Source organism: Fodinicola feengrottensis, from assembly GCF_039530045.1.
Classification (GTDB): Bacteria; Actinomycetota; Actinomycetes; order Mycobacteriales; family HKI-0501; genus Fodinicola; species Fodinicola feengrottensis.
Genome location: NZ_BAAANY010000017.1, coordinates 152440 through 168467, shown reverse-complemented (window position 1 = coordinate 168467; position 16028 = coordinate 152440). Strand labels below are relative to the sequence as shown.

Sequence of the window (16028 nt, the reverse complement as noted above, 5' to 3'; positions counted from 1 at the left end):
CGAGGACTTGACCAATTACCAAAGATTCATACTGCTGCGACTACGTTCACTATACGGTTCCCGAGAAACGGGCGATCTTTGATCGCGGCGTTGTCTCCATGACAATGCTCGGCGATTGCGTCCATTGATTTCTCGATAGTGTTTCGGTGGCCATAGCGAGAGGGAAACGCCCGGTTCCATTCCGAACCCGGAAGCTAAGCCTCTCAGCGCCGATGGTACTGCACTGGTGACGGTGTGGGAGAGTAGGACGCCGCCGGACTTCTTCATTGAAGAGCCGCTAACGACGGGAAACCGCTCGTTGGCGGCTCTTCATGCGTTTACCGAAAACGCAGTGTGAGAAGCTCGGTCAGTAGCATCCTTTTCGACGCGTAGAGGTGAGAAGTACGGTGAACCAGTACGGGACCCCAGGCTCTGGAGGGCGAGACCGCTCGCAGGGTCGCTCCCGCGGCGCCGACTCACCGGCCTCACGCGGTCAAGGTGGCAGCGGCCGGACCGGCGGTTCGTCCGGCGGACGGACGGGCGGCAGTTCCGCGGGCCGGACCGGTGGCGGTTCCGCCGGTCGTACGGGCGGCTCGGCCGGTCGATCTGATGGCGCGCCCACCGGTCGCGGCGGCGCGAGTGGCCGCGAGGGTGGTTCGTGGGGTGCGAGGCCAGCCAGTGGTGACCGCGGCCGCGGCGGCGAGCCCACTGGTCGGGACGCCGGCCGCGGCGGTTCGTCGTCCGATTCGCGATCGAGCGGAGGCCGCAGCGGTGGGCCTTCAGCCGGTCGCGGCGGCGCATCCGGTGGCCGTGGTGGCAGCTCCTGGGCCGACCGCAGTGGTGGCGCACCGGGTGGTCGCGGCACCGGCGGGCGCCCGGCGAGCGGCGGATTTCGGCGCGACAGCGAACAAACTTCGGGTCGCGATGATCGCCCTCGGACCGGCTCAGGCGAGAGCCGTCCCTATCGCGCACGTCCGAACGATGAGCGCGGGGCCAGCCGTGGATCTGACGACCGTCGCACCGGATCGGGCGACCGCGAGCGAACCGAACGATGGTCGCCTGGTCGCGGCCCTGCCGGCGGCGGCGATCGGCGCAGCGATCCCCGCGGCCGTACCGGCGGCCCTCGAGTAGACGGTCCCCGCGGCTCGGCCGGCGACCGGCGCGGTGAAACCTCCGGCCGCGGCGACCGGCCAGAACGAACCGGCGGCCCACGAGCCTCGGGCTCGTATGGTGATCGCCCTGCGCGTACGGATCGGCCTTCGGGTTCTTATGGTGACCGTCCTGCGCGTACGGATCGCCCGTCCGGCTCCTATGGTGACCGTCCCGCGCGTACGGATAGGCCTGAGCGCACTGATCGTCCGAGGACCGACGGTCCGCGTGGCGGTTCTTACGGCGATCGGCCGCGCACTGATCGGCCCGAGCGTAGTGGCGGTCCGCGAGCGGACCGGCCGCGTACTGGTTCTTACGGTGATCGTCCGGCGCGTGGTGATCGGCCCGAGCGCACCGATCGTCCGAGGACCGACGCTCCACGGGGCGGTTCTTACGGTGATCGTCCGGCGCGTACGGATCGGCCTGGCAGTGGTGCCCCGCGCACTGGTTCTTACGGTGATCGTCCGGCGCGTACGGATCGGCCTGGCAGTGGTGCCCCGCGCACTGGTTCTTATGGCGATCGTCCGGCGCGTACGGATCGGCCCGAGCGCACCGATGGTCCGCGCGGTGGGTCGTCCGGTGATCGACCGGTACGTACAGAGCGACCGTCGGGTTCTTATGGCGATCGACCTGGACGCACTGATCGTGCCGGTGGTGCGCGTGGTGCTGGTGGGTCGGGTTCGTACAGCGGGCGACCGGCGCGTACGAGTGGGCCGCGGACCGGAGCGAGTTCGCCGGCGGGAAGTTACGCGGGTGGTGGGCGGCCGAGCCGTCCCAGCGGGAACAGGGACGACCGAGGCTCGAAGCGGCCCCGTGAAGATGGCGATCGGCCGGCGCGAGCCGAGCCGGCGCGGCCGGCGACCCGTGGTTCGGTGGGTACCGCCCGGGAACAGAAGCGGCGCGAGGAAAAACGCGTGCCGATCCCGGATGACATCACCTCGGCCGACCTTGATCCGGCGATTCGCAGCCAACTTTCCTCGCTGGCAAAGGAATCCGCTGAGACCGTGGCGCGGCACCTGGTCGCGGCCGGGCAGCTGGTCGACACGGATCCGGCGGCCGCTTATGCCCATGCGGCAGCGGCTCGCGCGTACGGCGGGCGGATTGGCGTCGTACGTGAGGCGGTCGGCCTTGCCGCGTATTTCGCCGGCAACTGGATGACCTCGCTCGCGGAGCTGCGGTCCTACCGCCGCATGACGGGCAGCGTCGAACATTTCGCCACCGAGGCCGACTGCGAGCGGGCCATGGGTCGGCCGGAGAAGGCGATCAAGATGCTGCGGGCGCCGGAAGTCGCGCAGCTCGATGTCGATGGCAAGGCCGAGTTGTTGATCGTGGTCGCCGGCGCTCGCCGAGATCTTGGCGATGCCGAGGCGGCGGTCGCGATGCTGGTCAACGAGGCGAAGTCGGCCCGGCCCGGACGGCCGTCAACGGTGCGGCTCTGGTACGCGTACGCGGATATGTTGCTGGCCGCCGGGCGCGCGGACGAGGCCCGCAAGTGGTTCGCGCTGGCCTCGCATGCGGACGAGGATGGCGAGACTGACGCCGCCGCGCGGGTGTTGTCCCTGGACGGCGTCGAAATCGAAGAGGCCGAATTCGAGGACGACGAAGCTGAGGACGACGAAGCTGAGGACGACGAAGCTGAGGACGACGAGACCGAAGATAGCGATGATTCGGACGGCGATGACTCGGACGAGGACGAAGATCCGAGCGACGACGAAGACGAAAGAGATGACGAAGACGAGGGTGATGACGGCGAGGCGGTCGTGAAGGTGTCCACAAAGGACAGTGAGGTCCCGGAGGAGAACCGGTGAGTGACCTGACCGGCAGCGCGGAACCGCTGTCCGCCCGCTACGACGTGGCATTGCTGGACCTCGATGGAGTCGTTTACCTGCAGGAAAGTCCAGTGCCGCACGCGGCGGATGCGTTGGCGGAGGCCCGCAATCGTGGCATGAAGCTGGAATTCGTCACGAACAACGCCTCCCGGCGTCCGGCGGATGTGGTGGCATTGCTGGAAAAGGTCGGCGTACCGGCCGATCTGGACACGGTCGTCACGTCCGCCCAGGCCGCCGCCAGCTCGCTCGCCGACCGGTTGGGCGTCGGCGCCGAGGTGTTGGTCGTCGGTACGGGCGCATTGGTGGCCGACATCGCCGAGGTCGGGTTGACTCCGGTCCGCGAGGCCAGCGAGAAGACCGCTGCCGTGGTGCAGGGTTATGGCCGGGACGTCGGCTGGGCCGCGCTCGCCGAAGCAGCGGTCGCACTCGGGCACGGGGCGATCTGGGTGGCGACCAACGCGGACAGCACGCTTCCGTCGCCGCGCGGGCCGCTGCCCGGAAACGGCGCACTGGTCGCGGCCGTGGCGACCGCCATTGGCAGGCAACCGGACGAGATCGTCGGCAAGCCGCACCCTCGGCTGCACGCTGAGTCGATTGCCCGCAGCGGCGCGCAGCGGCCGCTGGTCGTCGGCGACCGGCTGGACACCGATATCGAGGGTGCCAACAACGCTGGTACGGACAGTCTCTTGGTCCTGTCCGGCGTCACCACTGCCGCCGATTTGCTAGCCGCCGAGCCAAAGCGCCGCCCCACCTACGTGGCTACGGACGTACGCGGCCTGCTGGTCGCACACCCCGCCACGGCAACTGACGGCAACACCTTCACCTGTGCCGGCTGGACCGTACGAGCACAGGATCGCCTCGAGCTGTCCGGCACTGGCGACCCGCTGGACGCCCTCCGCGCCCTAGCCACCGCTGCCTGGACCACCTCGACAACGACCATCACCCCAAGCGATCCATCCGCCGAGTCTGCCCTCACCACCCTCTCGCTCGGCTAAGCGCTCCGCGAGCTTGACGTTTTCGCCGCCGACCGCCGAACAAACAGCGAAAACGTCCGGTTCTTGCGTGCTCAGTCGAGAAGGTCAGAGATCGAGTGCGGCGCGGAGGGCGATGTCGACCTGCTCCATGGTGTCGTCGTCCATCCGGCCGATGCGTTCGGCGAACCAGCGTTTGCGCAGCGGTGCGACGGTCATCGCTCTCACGACACCGGCGACCGGGTCGTCGACGGGGACTTCGAGCAGGGACGTACGGGGGACTGGTGCCTGGTCGAAGTCGGCGACCAGAGCGTCTTCGCGGGCAGCGGTGAGCTGCTGGTGGCCAACCACGACGACGAGTCGCTCAACCTGGTTGAGGACGACAACCCGCCAGACTTCGCCGCGGAGTAGAACGCTTGTTTCCGGGACCGCTGGTCCCGAACGGTGCCGTGCCATTCGTGTTAGGCCCCGTGCTGCTCTCCTGCGCGTTCGATCAGGGCTTGCTCGGCGGCATCAAGCCAGTCCGCGTCGGTGGAAGGGGCGTTGTGCACCGCTTCGGAGACGAGGTAGGCGCGTAAGGCGCGATCAGTCAGCGTCGAGAGGGACTCGCCGCGACGCTTCGCGGCCAGCCGAGCGTGCCTGGCGATCTGTTTCTGCACACTTACGGTGAGCTTTTCGGTCGTCGCCATGCGGCTCAGCGTACCAGGATCAGTTCCCTTAGCACGTGCCAAGAAAACCCGCACTTTTACAGCAGTGCGCGAAGTTTCACCAGGTCGAACACGTTCGCGTCGACCTTGAGTCGACCGGACGCCCAAGCGCTCGGGAATCGCAAGGTGCCCTCGGTGAGCGCCACCAGGTCATCGCTGGAGACGGTCAAGGTGATCTGGCCCTTGCCCTCGTCGTCCCGGCTGATGTCCTGCAACTCGCCGTCGCGCAACTGCCCGACGAAAGTGGCTCGCAGATCGGTGATCCGGCAGGCCAGTTTTCGGTCCAGCGACACCCTTTTACGGGTCGCGGAGTCCGCACCCGAAAGCCGCTTGGCGAGGCCGTCCAGTGCGGTCCGGCATTGCTCGATCGACGCCATGACCGCGACGCTACCGCACCGCAACGCGTGGAATCGCAGCTCACCCGGTAGCGTGGCAACACTGAAGGCAACGCAAAGGGTGGCACTGGGTAACCAGCGCGCCAACCCTGACCGGCGCCCACGAGAACGAGGACAAAGGGGGGCAGCGATGCAGGACGCGCTGAAGACCTACCTGGCGATGGCCACCGGCCTGAGCGACGTGTCGCGCAAGAAGGCCAAGGCCGCCGCGAAGAAGCTGGCCAAGCGTGGCGGGGCGACCGTCGAGCAGATCCAGACGCTGACCGAGGACCTGGTGTCGACCAGCACCAACAACCGGGACGCGCTGCAGAAGATCGTCCGGCTCGAGGTCGACCGGGCGCTCGGCCTGGTCGGGCTGGCCACCGCCGATGAGGTGGAGACACTGACGAGTCGGGTACGCGACCTGGAGCGCGAACTCGCGGCGGCGAAGTCCAAGATCACCACCACCGAGGCGGCCGCCGCCGCGGCCAAAGCTGAGGCTGAAGCCGTGAAAGCGCCAGTCAAGCGCGCCCCGGCCCGGAAGGCCCCCGCGAAGGCGCCGGCCAAGACAGCGGCTCCCAAGACAGCGGCTGCCAAGACGACGGCTCCGGCGAAGAAGACCGCCACCAAGGCGGCGCCCGCCCAAGCCGCGAAGGCAGGTCCGGCGAAGACAGCTCTAGCCAAAACGGCGCCAGCCAAGACCTCGCCGGCCAAGACCGTGAGCTCCCCGCCGCCGGCGGCGACCTCATGACCATTCCGATGCCCAAGCCCGGCCCGCCGCCCGGCTATCGACCGCCGGTGCCCGGCCCAGCGACGCCGGACCCGGGGCCAGGTCCGATGCCGGCCCCGCCGGTGCCCGGTCCGCTCGTACCAGACCCGATCCCCACTCCGCAGCCACCAGCACCCGCTCCGCCGTCGCCGGTCCCTGGCCCAACGCCCGATCCGCCGATGCCGTCCTCGCCGGTTTCCACCGCGGAGGTGCCCGGTGGCACGGACCCGGCGCCATTGCCGTCGGTGCCGGCTGCGGCGAGTGCCAGCCCACCCGCCGCAGGGCCCTCGGTCGTACGAGCGGAAGATTCGCCGATCGACGCGGCCATGAAGCGGCTGGAAGGCATCGAGCAACTGCCGATCAGCGAGCACATCACCCGCTACGAGGCGGCCCACAAGTCACTACAGGACGCGCTCTCCACCATCGACCAGACCTGAGCCGGTGGCGGCTCGGCTGGACGTGGAGCTGGTACGCCGTGGCCTCGCCCGCTCCCGTGAGCAGGCCGCGGCGCTGATCGCCCAGGGAGCGGTGCTGGTCGACGGCCGCGCGGCCGGCAAGCCGGCGACCAAGGTCGACGAGCACACCGCCGTTGTCGTACGGGCGGAAGGCCCCGACTACGTGTCCCGTGGCGCCCACAAGCTGGCCGGCGCGCTCGCCGCCTTCGAGGTTGACGTGACCGGCCGCCGATGCCTGGACGCCGGCGCCAGCACGGGCGGCTTCACCGACGTACTGCTGCGCGCGGGCGCGGCTGAGGTGGTTGGTGTCGACGTCGGGTACGGGCAAGTGGCCGACGTGATCCGCGCGGACCCTCGGGTCCGGACCTTCGAGCGTACGAACATTCGCGACCTGACGCCGGAGACGATTGGCGGGCCGGTCGACCTGACTGTCGCCGACCTCTCCTTCATCTCGTTGAGCCTGGTCCTGCCGGTTTTGACGGCGTGTACGAGACCGGACGGCGACCTTGTTCCGATGGTGAAGCCGCAGTTCGAGGTGGGCCGCGAGCGGCTCGGATCCGGCGGTGTGGTGCGCGATCCGGCGCTGCGCGCCGAAGTCGTGCTGGCAATCGCGCGAGAGGCTGCCACCATGGGGTGGGGCACCCGCGGCGTCATCCGCAGTCCGCTGCCGGGTCCGTCGGGAAATGTCGAGTTCTTCCTCTGGTTGAGGTGCGGCGCTCCCGGCCCAGATCCGGATCAGATCGCTGCCGTGGTGGAGGAATCCTGAGCATGCCGGCCCGCAACGCGCTGCTGGTGGCACACACCGGGCGCCAGGAGAATCTCGCCTGCGCGAAGCAGGTCGTCGGCCAACTGGTCGAAGCCGGCTTCGAGGTGCGGGTGCTCACCGACGAGGCCAGCGAACTGCACGTCAAGGCCGACCGAGTGGAGCACGGTCCGGACGCGGCGGCCAGCAGCGAGATCGTCTTCGCGCTCGGCGGCGACGGCACCCTGCTGCGGGCCGCCGAACTGGCTCGGCACGCCGGGGTGCCGCTGATCGGCGTCAACCTCGGGCATGTCGGGTTTCTGGCCGAGGCCGAGCTGCACGACCTGGACGAGGCCGTCGGGGCGGTGATCGACCGGAAGTACACCGTCGACGAGCGGCTGGCGATCGATGTCGTGCTGCTGCGCGACGGGCAGGTGCTCGCCCGCGACTGGGCGCTGAACGAGGCCAGCGTGGAGAAGTCGGCCCGTGAGCGGATGCTGGACGTGCTGGTCAGCGTCGACTACCACCCGCTGTCCCGGTGGGGCTGCGACGGTGTCGTGCTCGCGACGCCGACCGGGTCGACCGCCTACGCTTTTTCGGCCGGCGGCCCGGTGGTGTCGCCGGACGTGGCCGCCCTCCTGCTCGTACCGATCAGCGCCCACGCGCTCTTCAACCGGCCGCTGGTCGCCGCTCCCGATTCGGTGCTGACCGTCGAGGTGCTGGCCAAGAGCCGGGCGTCGGCGGTGCTGTGTTGCGACGGCCGCCGGACGTACGACGTGCTGCCCGGCGACGTGGTGGAGGTGCGGCGATCGGCGAAGCCGGTCCGGGTCGTACGCCTGGAGCAGCGCACCTTCACCGACCGGCTGGTGGCCAAGTTCGCGCTGCCGGTCAACGGCTGGCGCCGCGCGGACTGAGGGTTGGCTAGTGTCCTGCGGCAGGACACTAGATCAGGGTGTCGGCGCCGTCGCGCTCGAAGTCAAGCAGGAAGCGCTTGCGTTCGATGCCGCCGCCGTAGCCGGTCAGGTCGCCTTTCGAGCCGACCACCCGGTGGCACGGCACGATGATGCCGATGGGGTTCTTGCCGTTCGCGAGGCCGACCGCGCGGGACGCGGTCGGTTTGCCGATCCGCTCGGCCAGCTCGCCATAAGAGACCGTCTCGCCGTACGGGATGTCTCGCAGCGCCGTCCAGACAGTGTGCTGGAAGTCCGTGCCAGCGAAGGCGATCGGCAGGTCGAAGTCGGTACGATCGCCGGCGAAATACTCTTTCAGCTGCTGGATCACCTCGGTAAAACTGTCGGGATCAGGCACCCCGAAAGTCTCCTGCGAGGGCAGGTGCCGCTGCTTTTCCATATAGAGCCCGGCCAGCGTGCCGTCCTCAGCGACCAGAGTCAGCGGACCGACGGGACTGTCCACGACAGTGTGTGTACGCACTTGCTTAGTGTCCTTTCGTCAGGCGGGAAGCCGGTTGATGGGGTGGTCACCAGTCGCCCACAAATACTGCACGGCGTAGGCGCGCCACGGTCGCCAGCCCGCCGCCCGGGCGGTCAGCGCGGCCGGCGTGGTGGGCAGGCCGAGTTCGCCGGCCGCGAGTTTGACGCCGAGGTCGGTCGGGATGAAGGCGTCCGGGTCGCCGAGCGCGCGCATCGCGATGGTCTCGACGGTCCAAGGGCCGATGCCCGGCAGCGCGGTCAGCTCGGCGCGGGCCTCGTCCCAGTCGCTGCCGGTACCCAACTCCACCCGGCCGTCGGCCAGCGCGGCCGCCAGCCCGGTGACAGAGTTTCGCCTGGTCTGCGGCATCGCGAGGGTCGCCGGGTCGGCGTCGGCCAGTGCCGCGGGCTCCGGGAAAAGGTGCGTGAGGCCGCCGATGGGATCGTCGATCGGGTCGCCATACGCGGTGACCAGCCGGGCCGTGTGCGTACGAGCCGCCTGCGTCGAAACCTGCTGGCCGAGCACCGCCCGGATGGCGAACTCGGCACCGTCGACCGTACGCGGCACCCGCCGGCCAGGATTCTTGTCGACCAGCGGCGCGAGGTCCGGGTCCGTACGCAGCTGTTCGTCGACGGCGATCGGGTCGGCGTCCAGGTCCAGCAGCCGCCGGCAGCGGCTGATGGCGGTCGACAGATCCCGTAGGTCGGTGAGGGTGAGCTGGCAGGCGATGTGGTCGGGACACGGCCGCAGCTCCGCGATGGCGTGCCCATGCGGGAGCCGCAGGGTGCGCCGGTACGCGCCGTCCAGCCACTCTTCGACGCCCGGCACCCCGGTCGCGGCGAGGTGCCCGAACAGGTTGTCCGGGCACAGTGGCGCACGGAACGGCAGCCGCAGCGAGAGTGATCCCTGCGTCGGCGCCGCGTTTCGCCGGCTGGAGCGGACCCGCAGCTCGGTCGGGGTGAGCGCGAAGATTTCCCTTACCGTGTCGTTGAAAGCCCGTACGCTCGCGAACCCGGCCGCGAAGGCGACATCGCACATCGGCAGCTGGCTGGTCTCGATCAGCAGCCGTGCGGTCTGCGCCCGCTGGGCCCGGGCCAGCGCCAACGGCCCGGCGCCCAGCTCGGCGAGCAGCTGCCGCTGGATCTGCCGCACGCTGTAGCCGAGCTGGGCGGCCAGCCCCGGGACGCCGTCACGGTCAACCACGCCGTCGGCCACCAGCCGCATCGCACGGGCCACCAGATCGGCCCGCTCGTTCCACTGCGGTGAGCCCGGGCTGGCGTCCGGGCGGCAGCGTTTGCAGGCCCGGAAACCGGCTTGCTGAGCCGCCGCCGCGCTCGGGTAGAAGCGCATGTTCTGGACCTTGGGCGGCACCACCGGGCAACTCGGCCGGCAGTAGATCCCGGTGGTGAGCACCGCGGTGAAGAACCAGCCGTCGAACCGTGCGTCCTTCGACTGCACCGCCCGTACGCACCGCTCCACGTCCTCGTACATGTCTCTAGGATCGCTCGCGGTAGAGGCCCTGGCTGGCGGAAATACGACATGGCCCTCAGGCGTCCTGGCGGACTGGTTCCTCGGGCTGGGGCGCGGTCGCGAAGCGGCGGGGAAGCAGGAAGGTGGCGGCCAGCGCCAGGGCGAGCATGCCGATGCCGAGCCAGAGGGTGGTGGCGAGTGCGCTGCCGTACGCGCGGGCCTGATCGACGCTACGCGGGTTGACCTGAGTGAAGAAGAACGTGCCCACCACCGCCACTCCGACAGCGGCCGCCAGTTGGTTGGCGGTGTTGTAGAGCCCTGAGCTGGATCCGGCGTCGCTCACCGGCACGTCGTTGAGCGTCAGCGTGAGCAGCGGCGCGATCACCAGGCCCATCCCGGCACCGCCCACCAATGCGCCGACGATGAAATCGGTCCAGGTGGTGTGGGCGGTGGCGCTGGCTGAAACGTACGCGATCACCACAAACCCGAATGCCATCACGACCAGGCCAAGTTGCACGGCCAGCCGGCCGATCCGGGGCAGCAGGACGCCAGCGGAAAGGCCGGCAGTCACCGCCACCGCGAGCGACCAGACCACCATGGTCAGCCCCGCGTGCAGCGGACTCATTCCCACGCCGGTCTGCAGGAAAATCATGAAGGTGACGAAAAATCCCACAGTGGGAGCGAAAAACAGCAGCAGCGTCAGCAGGCCGCCGCGCAGCGAACGAAATCGGAACAGCGCGGTCTCCAGCAGCGGCGAAGCGATTTTTCGCTCGTACGCGACGAAACAGCCGAGCACCGCGAGACCTGCGGCGATGCACACGTACGTCCACACCGACCGGCCGCCGGCGTTCGCGATGTCGATGAGCGGACAGAGCACCAGCACCAGGCCGGCACTGGACAGCGCGAGACCGGGCAGGTCGAGACGGATGCGGCCGGTGTCCGGCGAACGGCTGTCCGGCAGCAGTGCGAAACACGCGATGAGTGCGAGAGCGGCGATCGGGACATTCACCCAGAAGGTCAGCCGCCAGGTCGAACCCCAGGCCAGCAGCAGCGGGCCGAGGATGGGGCCGCCGGCCGCGGCCAGCGAGGTGATGGTGGTGAAGGCGGCCATCGGGCCGCCGCGTTCGGCCGGCTCGTACATGACCTGGAGCTGCGAGATCACCTGCGGGATCATCGCGGCGGCGGCGAGCCCCTGCAGCACCCGCCCGGCGATCAGCAGGTTCGGGGTGGTCGCGAGGGCGCAGATGGCCGACGTGATCCCGAAACCGGCCATTCCGGCGGCGAACACCCGCTTGTGACCGAGCAGGTCGCCAAGCCGCGCGCCGGGGATCATGCCCAGCGCCAACGCGAGGGTGTAGCCGGCGACGATCCACTGCAGCTGAGCTGGGCTCGCGGTCAGGTCCTGCCGGATCGCCGGCAGCACTACCTGCAGGACGGTGGCGCCGACGAGGTCCACGAAGGTGGCGAGCAGCAGGACGAGCAGGGCGAGGGTCCGGTGGGACGGAGGTGGCACGACGTTGTCTCCCTGAAGGCGGCGAGTGCGATAATACGTCTGCGCCGCGCATTGACTGTGTGGCGCAGCAACTGCGTGACACAGTAAAAGGGGAGTGGGTCGATGTCAAACCAGGCGCGCCGGGAGGCGTTGGTGACCGAGCTGGTCGCCGCGTTGCCGGGCTGGCAGGTGCCGCTCGCCCAGCTGAACGGGCTGATCGCGGACCGGATGGGGGTCACCACGTCGGATCTGCAGTGCCTCTACGCGCTTGCGCACGACGGTCCGGCGACCGCCAGCGTGCTGGCCAAACGGGTGAACCTGACCTCTGGCTCCGCGTCCCGAATGGTCGACCGGCTGGAGGCCGCCGGCTACCTCCGGCGGGTCCCGGACCCGACCGACCGGCGGCGGATTCTCATCGAGCCGGATCAGGACAGCATCAACCGGGTCGGCGCGTACTACGACCCGCTCAACCAGCGGCACCGGGACGACCTCGGCGACTTCGACGAGGAGCAGCTGAGCCTGCTGCTGCGATTCGTCAAGGCCGCCGAGGCCAGCACCGAGTCGGTCGTACGCGAGTTCAGCCGAACCAGCGAGTGAGGTCGGGTGAGTCGCTGAGCGACGCGATGTAGCCGTCCGGTCGTACCAGCACGGCTGGCGCGTCCAGGCCCTCATGCGGTTTGGCGACGACGTGTCGTACCCGCTCGGAGCCGGGCGGCTCGAGAGTGCCGGTGAAGTCGACGAGGACTCCACGGCCGTCGTGGGTGAGGTCGCTGAACCAGCGCGTGCCGTCGGCGGTTTCCAGCTCGAGGTCGGGCATCCGCGTCCCGACCAGCGGGTTCGCGTCGCCCAGCTGGTAGTGGATGTCCAGGCCGCTGATCATGGCGGCGACCTTCTTGTTCAGCTCAGGGACCGCTAGCCACTCGGTGATCAGGTCCCGCAGGGCGATGGTGACCGGTTCGGAGGCGGCCATCAGCGCGCCCTGCGCCCGGGTGTTCTGCAAGACGCGCGCGCCGACCTGGTGACGCTCGACGTGGTACGTGTCGAGCAGCCCGTCCGGTGCGTCGCCGCGGACCGTCGCGGCCAGCTTCCAGCCCAGGTTGAAGGCGTCCTGGATGCCGAGGTTGAGGCCCTGGCCGCCGGTCGGCAGGTGGATGTGCGCCGCGTCGCCGGCGATCAGCACGCGACCTTCCCGATAGCGCTCGGCCTGCCGCGACGCGTCGCTGAAACGCGACGCCGCCCGGACCTCCAGCAGCCGTACTCCCGGTCCATAAGCGCCGTCCAGCACCTCCTGGATCTCTTCTTCTGTGACCGGCGCGGTGCGGTCCTTGTCCAGCTGCGCGTCGCCACCGAACATCAGTCGGTAGAGGCCGCCAGGCAGCGGTGACAGGATCGCGACGTGGTCGCCGCGCCTGGTGATGTGGTCGGAGAAGTGGCCGCGCCGCGAGGGCAGCGTGACGCCCTCCAGTCGTATGTCCGACAGCACCATCGATGCCTTGCCGGCCAGCCCGGTGAAGGGGATTCCGAGCATTTTGCGGACCGCGCTGCGGGCGCCGTCGCAGCCGACCAGGAACTTGGCCGTCAGCTCGTACGTGCCGTCCGGGCCAGCCACCTGCGCGCGTACGCCAGTGTCGTCCTGGTCGACCGAGCCAAGCTCGTGCCCGCGCCGAACAGTCGTCCCGAAGCCGGCCAGCTCGGTCTCCAGGATGTCTTCCACGTCGAGCTGCAGCGTCGCCACGATGTACGGGCTGTGGGTGTCCAGCGCGGCGAAATCGAGCGGCGTCGCCAGCCCGGCGAAGTGGCCGCCGACCGGCGCCCGGTCCTGCGCGCGGGCCTGCATCTGGTCCATCAGCCCGCGCAGCCGGAACACCTCGGTCGTACGGCTGTGCAGGCCGCCGGCCTTGGACTGGATCGCTCGCGCGGCCAGCTGCTCAAGCACCTCTACCCGTACGCCGGCCAGCCGCAGCTCACGGGCCAGCATGAGGCCGGTCGGCCCGGCCCCCACCACGATCACATCAGTGTCAGGCATGTCATCTCCTCAAGACTTCATTAGATTAACTCAGTTAAGAAACTAACACAACCAAGTATTTGTCTGGGTAGCGCTATGATGACCGTCATGACCTCGGACCTCGGCTTGCGTGAACGTAAGAAGCAGCGCACCAGGCAGGCGATCTCGGACGCCGCCATCCAGTTGTTCCTCGCGCGGGGGTACGACGCCGTCTCGGTCGCCGACGTGGCGGCGGCCGCTGAGGTGTCCAAGCCGACGCTGTTCAAGTACTTCCGGAGCAAGGATGAGTTGATCCTGGACCGGATCGACGATCACCGGGCCGAGCCGGCGCAGGTGGTCCGCGGCCGTTCCGCGGGGGAGTCACCGCTGGACGCGTTGCACCGGCACCAGCTGCGGTTGCTGGCCGACCGGGATCCGGTCACCGGCATCAGCGACCGGCCGCAGGTGATCGCCTTCCAGCGGTTGCTCTACAACACCGAGAGCCTGGCCAACGCGCTGCTGGCGTACTCGATCGAGGGCGTGGAGCTGTTGCGGGACGCCCTCGTGGAGGCCTGCGGTCCTGGTCCGCATCGGGTGACTGCTGGCCTGGTCGCGAACCAGATCCTGATCACCACCCGCCGGCTCGGCCTCGACAACTGGGCGCAGGTCGCCGGTGGTCGTACGACCGAGGATCTCTATCCCGAGGCAGTGGCCGCGGTCAACCACGCTTACGCGCTGCTCCGCGGCGGTGTCGGCGACTACTGCGGGTAGTCGTACATCTGTACGGACAGTGGCGGTTGGGCGTGGCGACGGGGATGGGCGCGAAATGGTGAGAGCGAGCCGCTAACCTCGGGCTTGTGCTGGAGGAAGTCCGCATCAGCGGGCTCGGGGTGATCGACGACGCCGAGCTCCACCTGTCCGACGGTCTGACCGTGGTGACCGGCGAGACCGGTGCTGGGAAAACCATGGTCGTCACCGCCCTTGACCTGCTCTTCGGCGGTCGCGCCGACGCGGGTCGGGTGCGCCGAGGCGCCGAGCGCGCGCTGGTCGAGGGCCGGCTGAGCCTGAGCAAGAAGTCCGCGAAGGCGCGGGCCATCTTGTCCCGCGCCGAGGACGCTGGCGCCGAGGCTGACGACGATGGCACTCTCGTGCTGTCCCGTTCGGTGTCACCGGAGGGCCGTTCGCGGGCGCACCTGGGCGGCCGGTCGGTGCCGGCCGGAGTGCTCGCGGACATTGGCGAGCTGGCCGTCACCGTGCACGGCCAGATGGATCAGGTGCGGTTGCTGCGACCGACCGAGCAACGGGCCGCCCTCGACGCGTACGGCGGCGCCGAGGTCAGCGACCTTGCCGAGGTGCACCGCGAGGCGTACAAGCGCTGGCGGGAAGCCGCCGCCGACCTTGCCGACCGGACCGCGCGGGCCGGCGAGCTGGCCGAGAAAGCAGAGTATTTGCGGGTCGGCCTGACCGCGATCGAGCAGTTGGACCCGCAGCCCGGCGAGGATGCGCAGCTGCGCGCCGAAGCGCTTCGGCTGGAGCACGCCGACGGTCTGCGTACGGCCGCGATGACCGCCCACCAGGCATTGGCCGGGGACCCTTCCTCGACGGCCATGGACGCCGTCGACGTGACCGGCCTGCTGGACGCGGCCCGGCGAGCGTTGGCGACCGCCGCCGGCGACGACCCGGAGCTGGCCGCGCTGGCCGGCCGCGGCGACGAGCTGGCCGCGCTGGTCGGCGAGTTGAGCACGGACCTCGCCACGTATGCGGACGGCATCGAAGGCGACCCGGCCCGCCTGGAGTGGGTGCAGGAGCGCCGTGCCCGGCTGGCCACCGTCGCCCGCCGCTATGTGAGCGAGCCTGACGAGCTGCCCGGCTGGGCCGACCGGGCCCGCGAGCAGCTCGACGGCCTGGATTCCTCCGACGAGGCGCTCGCCGCGCTCGGCACCGAGGTGGCCAAACTGCACGACGAGGTGGCCAGCAGCGCGATCAAGCTGTCCGCCGCTCGGCTGTCCGCCGCCGCCGACTTCGGCACCGCGGTCACCGCCGAGCTCGCCGGCCTCGCGATGCCACACGCCCGGGTGACGGCCTCCGTCTCGTACGTTGACGCCCGCCCTGACGGCCCGTCCGTCGTCGTCGACGACCGCGAGGTCTCGGTCGGTTCGGACGGCATCGACGAGATCGAGATCTCCCTCCAACCGCACCCCGGCTCGCCGCCCCTTCCGCTGCAGCGCGGCGCCTCCGGCGGTGAGCTGTCCCGAGTCATGCTCGCCGTGGAGGTCGTGTTGGCCGGCGCCGGCAGCACGTCGACGCTGGTCTTCGACGAGGTCGACGCCGGCGTCGGCGGCAAGGCCGCCGTCGAGGTCGGCGCCCGCCTCGCCCGACTGGCCCGCTCGCACCAGGTTCTCGTCGTCACCCACCTTCCCCAGGTGGCCGCCTTCGCGGACCGGCATCTGGTGGTGGACAAGGACTCCGACGGATCAGTGACCACCTCGTCCGTACGCTGGCTGGACGACGACGGCCGCGCCCGCGAGCTGGCTCGGATGCTGGCCGGCATGGAAGACAGCATGCTCGGGATGGCTCATGCCACCGAGCTGCTCGAGAAGGCCCAGGCCACGAAGGATGCCGGCTTCAAGAAGCCCCGCAAGCGGGCCGCGAAGAAATAGGGGTTTGCGGTTGTAAGCC

Annotated in this window: 17 protein-coding genes and 1 rRNA gene; 11 read left to right on the top strand and 7 right to left on the bottom strand. The window is 69.5% G+C overall.

The genetic code is table 11. The annotated features are described in order from the left end of the window. Positions 1-142: 142 nt before the first annotated feature. From rrf to ABD301_RS22390, 4 genes are all read left to right on the top strand, one after another. A 5S ribosomal RNA gene (gene rrf / locus ABD301_RS22405) occupies positions 143-259 on the top strand. A 218-nt stretch (positions 260-477) separates the two neighbouring features. Next, positions 478-1110 (top strand): hypothetical protein, encoded by a 633-nt coding sequence (locus ABD301_RS22400; RefSeq protein ID WP_344312338.1) that lies wholly within the window; start codon positions 478-480, stop codon positions 1108-1110. A gap of 932 nt (positions 1111-2042) precedes the next feature. Continuing rightward, complete coding sequence (locus ABD301_RS22395; protein ID WP_344312337.1) at positions 2043-2936, top strand: tetratricopeptide repeat protein; 894 nt, start codon at positions 2043-2045, stop codon at positions 2934-2936. Beyond that, a complete protein-coding gene (locus tag ABD301_RS22390) occupies positions 2933-3952 on the top strand; it encodes an HAD-IIA family hydrolase (protein ID WP_344312335.1) in 1020 nt (339 codons plus the stop codon). Before ABD301_RS22395 ends, ABD301_RS22390 begins: the two co-directional genes overlap by 4 nt. 84 nt (positions 3953-4036) lie before the next feature. Here ABD301_RS22390 and ABD301_RS22385 read toward each other — a convergent pair whose 3' ends face one another. Genes ABD301_RS22385 through ABD301_RS22375 form a run of 3 tightly spaced genes read right to left on the bottom strand, consistent with a single transcriptional unit; the run spans position 4037 to position 5012 of the window. Then, positions 4037-4384, bottom strand: a complete 348-nt coding sequence (locus tag ABD301_RS22385; RefSeq protein WP_163571918.1) for a type II toxin-antitoxin system PemK/MazF family toxin — start codon at positions 4382-4384, stop codon at positions 4037-4039. A 5-nt stretch (positions 4385-4389) separates the two neighbouring features. Further along, positions 4390-4617, bottom strand: coding sequence for a hypothetical protein (locus ABD301_RS22380; protein WP_344312334.1), 228 nt, complete (start codon positions 4615-4617; stop codon positions 4390-4392). A 56-nt stretch (positions 4618-4673) separates the two neighbouring features. Beyond that, a complete protein-coding gene (locus ABD301_RS22375; protein WP_163571919.1) occupies positions 4674-5012 on the bottom strand; it encodes an alkyl sulfatase C-terminal domain-containing protein in 339 nt (112 codons plus the stop codon). Positions 5013-5160: 148 nt separating this feature from the next. Here ABD301_RS22375 and ABD301_RS22370 point away from each other — a divergent pair, with 148 nt between their 5' ends. From ABD301_RS22370 to ABD301_RS22355, 4 genes are read left to right on the top strand one after another with little or no spacing between them, the layout of a single operon-like run. Continuing rightward, complete coding sequence (locus ABD301_RS22370; protein ID WP_344312332.1) at positions 5161-5760, top strand: phasin family protein; 600 nt, start codon at positions 5161-5163, stop codon at positions 5758-5760. After that, positions 5757-6215: a hypothetical protein gene (locus tag ABD301_RS22365; RefSeq protein ID WP_344312329.1), complete on the top strand. Its 459-nt coding sequence runs from the start codon at positions 5757-5759 to the stop codon at positions 6213-6215. The genes ABD301_RS22370 and ABD301_RS22365 overlap by 4 nt, the downstream gene beginning before the upstream one ends. Positions 6216-6219: 4 nt before the next feature. Then, a complete protein-coding gene (locus ABD301_RS22360; protein ID WP_163573437.1) occupies positions 6220-6999 on the top strand; it encodes a TlyA family RNA methyltransferase in 780 nt (259 codons plus the stop codon). Between the two features lie 2 nt (positions 7000-7001). Continuing rightward, positions 7002-7889: an NAD kinase gene (locus ABD301_RS22355; RefSeq protein ID WP_344312324.1), complete on the top strand. Its 888-nt coding sequence runs from the start codon at positions 7002-7004 to the stop codon at positions 7887-7889. Between the two features lie 28 nt (positions 7890-7917). On the opposite strand, the gene ABD301_RS22350 is transcribed toward ABD301_RS22355, so the two are convergent. Genes ABD301_RS22350 through ABD301_RS22340 form a run of 3 tightly spaced genes read right to left on the bottom strand, consistent with a single transcriptional unit; the run spans position 7918 to position 11386 of the window. Then, positions 7918-8406, bottom strand: a complete 489-nt coding sequence (locus ABD301_RS22350) for a methylated-DNA--[protein]-cysteine S-methyltransferase (protein ID WP_344312320.1) — start codon at positions 8404-8406, stop codon at positions 7918-7920. A gap of 18 nt (positions 8407-8424) precedes the next feature. Further along, on the bottom strand, positions 8425-9894 hold the full coding sequence (locus ABD301_RS22345; RefSeq protein ID WP_344312319.1) for an AlkA N-terminal domain-containing protein: 1470 nt from the start codon (positions 9892-9894) through the stop codon (positions 8425-8427). A gap of 55 nt (positions 9895-9949) precedes the next feature. Further along, positions 9950-11386, bottom strand: coding sequence for an MFS transporter (locus tag ABD301_RS22340; RefSeq protein WP_163573436.1), 1437 nt, complete (start codon positions 11384-11386; stop codon positions 9950-9952). 102 nt (positions 11387-11488) lie between these two features. On the opposite strand from ABD301_RS22340, the gene ABD301_RS22335 reads away from it, so the two are divergent. After that, positions 11489-11962, top strand: a complete 474-nt coding sequence (locus tag ABD301_RS22335; protein WP_163573435.1) for a MarR family winged helix-turn-helix transcriptional regulator — start codon at positions 11489-11491, stop codon at positions 11960-11962. On the opposite strand, the gene ABD301_RS22330 is transcribed toward ABD301_RS22335, so the two are convergent. Next, positions 11943-13391 (bottom strand): FAD-dependent monooxygenase, encoded by a 1449-nt coding sequence (locus ABD301_RS22330; RefSeq protein WP_344312318.1) that lies wholly within the window; start codon positions 13389-13391, stop codon positions 11943-11945. The genes ABD301_RS22335 and ABD301_RS22330 overlap by 20 nt on opposite strands. 87 nt (positions 13392-13478) lie before the next feature. Between ABD301_RS22330 and ABD301_RS22325 the strand changes: the two genes are divergently transcribed. Together ABD301_RS22325 and recN are read left to right on the top strand one after the other, a co-directional pair. Continuing rightward, positions 13479-14120: a TetR family transcriptional regulator gene (locus ABD301_RS22325; RefSeq protein ID WP_163573433.1), complete on the top strand. Its 642-nt coding sequence runs from the start codon at positions 13479-13481 to the stop codon at positions 14118-14120. Between the two features lie 86 nt (positions 14121-14206). Continuing rightward, positions 14207-16009: a DNA repair protein RecN gene (recN, locus tag ABD301_RS22320; protein WP_344312316.1), complete on the top strand. Its 1803-nt coding sequence runs from the start codon at positions 14207-14209 to the stop codon at positions 16007-16009. Positions 16010-16028 lie beyond the last annotated feature (19 nt).

What these genes read in the sequence shown, in the direction of transcription:
- ABD301_RS22345 (WP_344312319.1), bottom strand. Translation starts at nt 9,894, where the DNA reads ATGTACGAGGACGTGGAGCGGTGCGTACGGGCGGTGCAGTCGAAGGAC.
- ABD301_RS22370 (WP_344312332.1), top strand. Translation starts at nt 5,161, where the DNA reads ATGCAGGACGCGCTGAAGACCTACCTGGCGATGGCCACCGGCCTGAGC.
- ABD301_RS22325 (WP_163573433.1), top strand. Translation starts at nt 13,479, where the DNA reads ATGACCTCGGACCTCGGCTTGCGTGAACGTAAGAAGCAGCGCACCAGG.
- ABD301_RS22365 (WP_344312329.1), top strand. Translation starts at nt 5,757, where the DNA reads ATGACCATTCCGATGCCCAAGCCCGGCCCGCCGCCCGGCTATCGACCG.
- ABD301_RS22330 (WP_344312318.1), bottom strand. Translation starts at nt 13,391, where the DNA reads ATGCCTGACACTGATGTGATCGTGGTGGGGGCCGGGCCGACCGGCCTC.
- ABD301_RS22375 (WP_163571919.1), bottom strand. Translation starts at nt 5,012, where the DNA reads ATGGCGTCGATCGAGCAATGCCGGACCGCACTGGACGGCCTCGCCAAG.
- ABD301_RS22385 (WP_163571918.1), bottom strand. Translation starts at nt 4,384, where the DNA reads ATGGCACGGCACCGTTCGGGACCAGCGGTCCCGGAAACAAGCGTTCTA.
- ABD301_RS22355 (WP_344312324.1), top strand. Translation starts at nt 7,002, where the DNA reads ATGCCGGCCCGCAACGCGCTGCTGGTGGCACACACCGGGCGCCAGGAG.
- ABD301_RS22335 (WP_163573435.1), top strand. Translation starts at nt 11,489, where the DNA reads ATGTCAAACCAGGCGCGCCGGGAGGCGTTGGTGACCGAGCTGGTCGCC.
- ABD301_RS22380 (WP_344312334.1), bottom strand. Translation starts at nt 4,617, where the DNA reads ATGGCGACGACCGAAAAGCTCACCGTAAGTGTGCAGAAACAGATCGCC.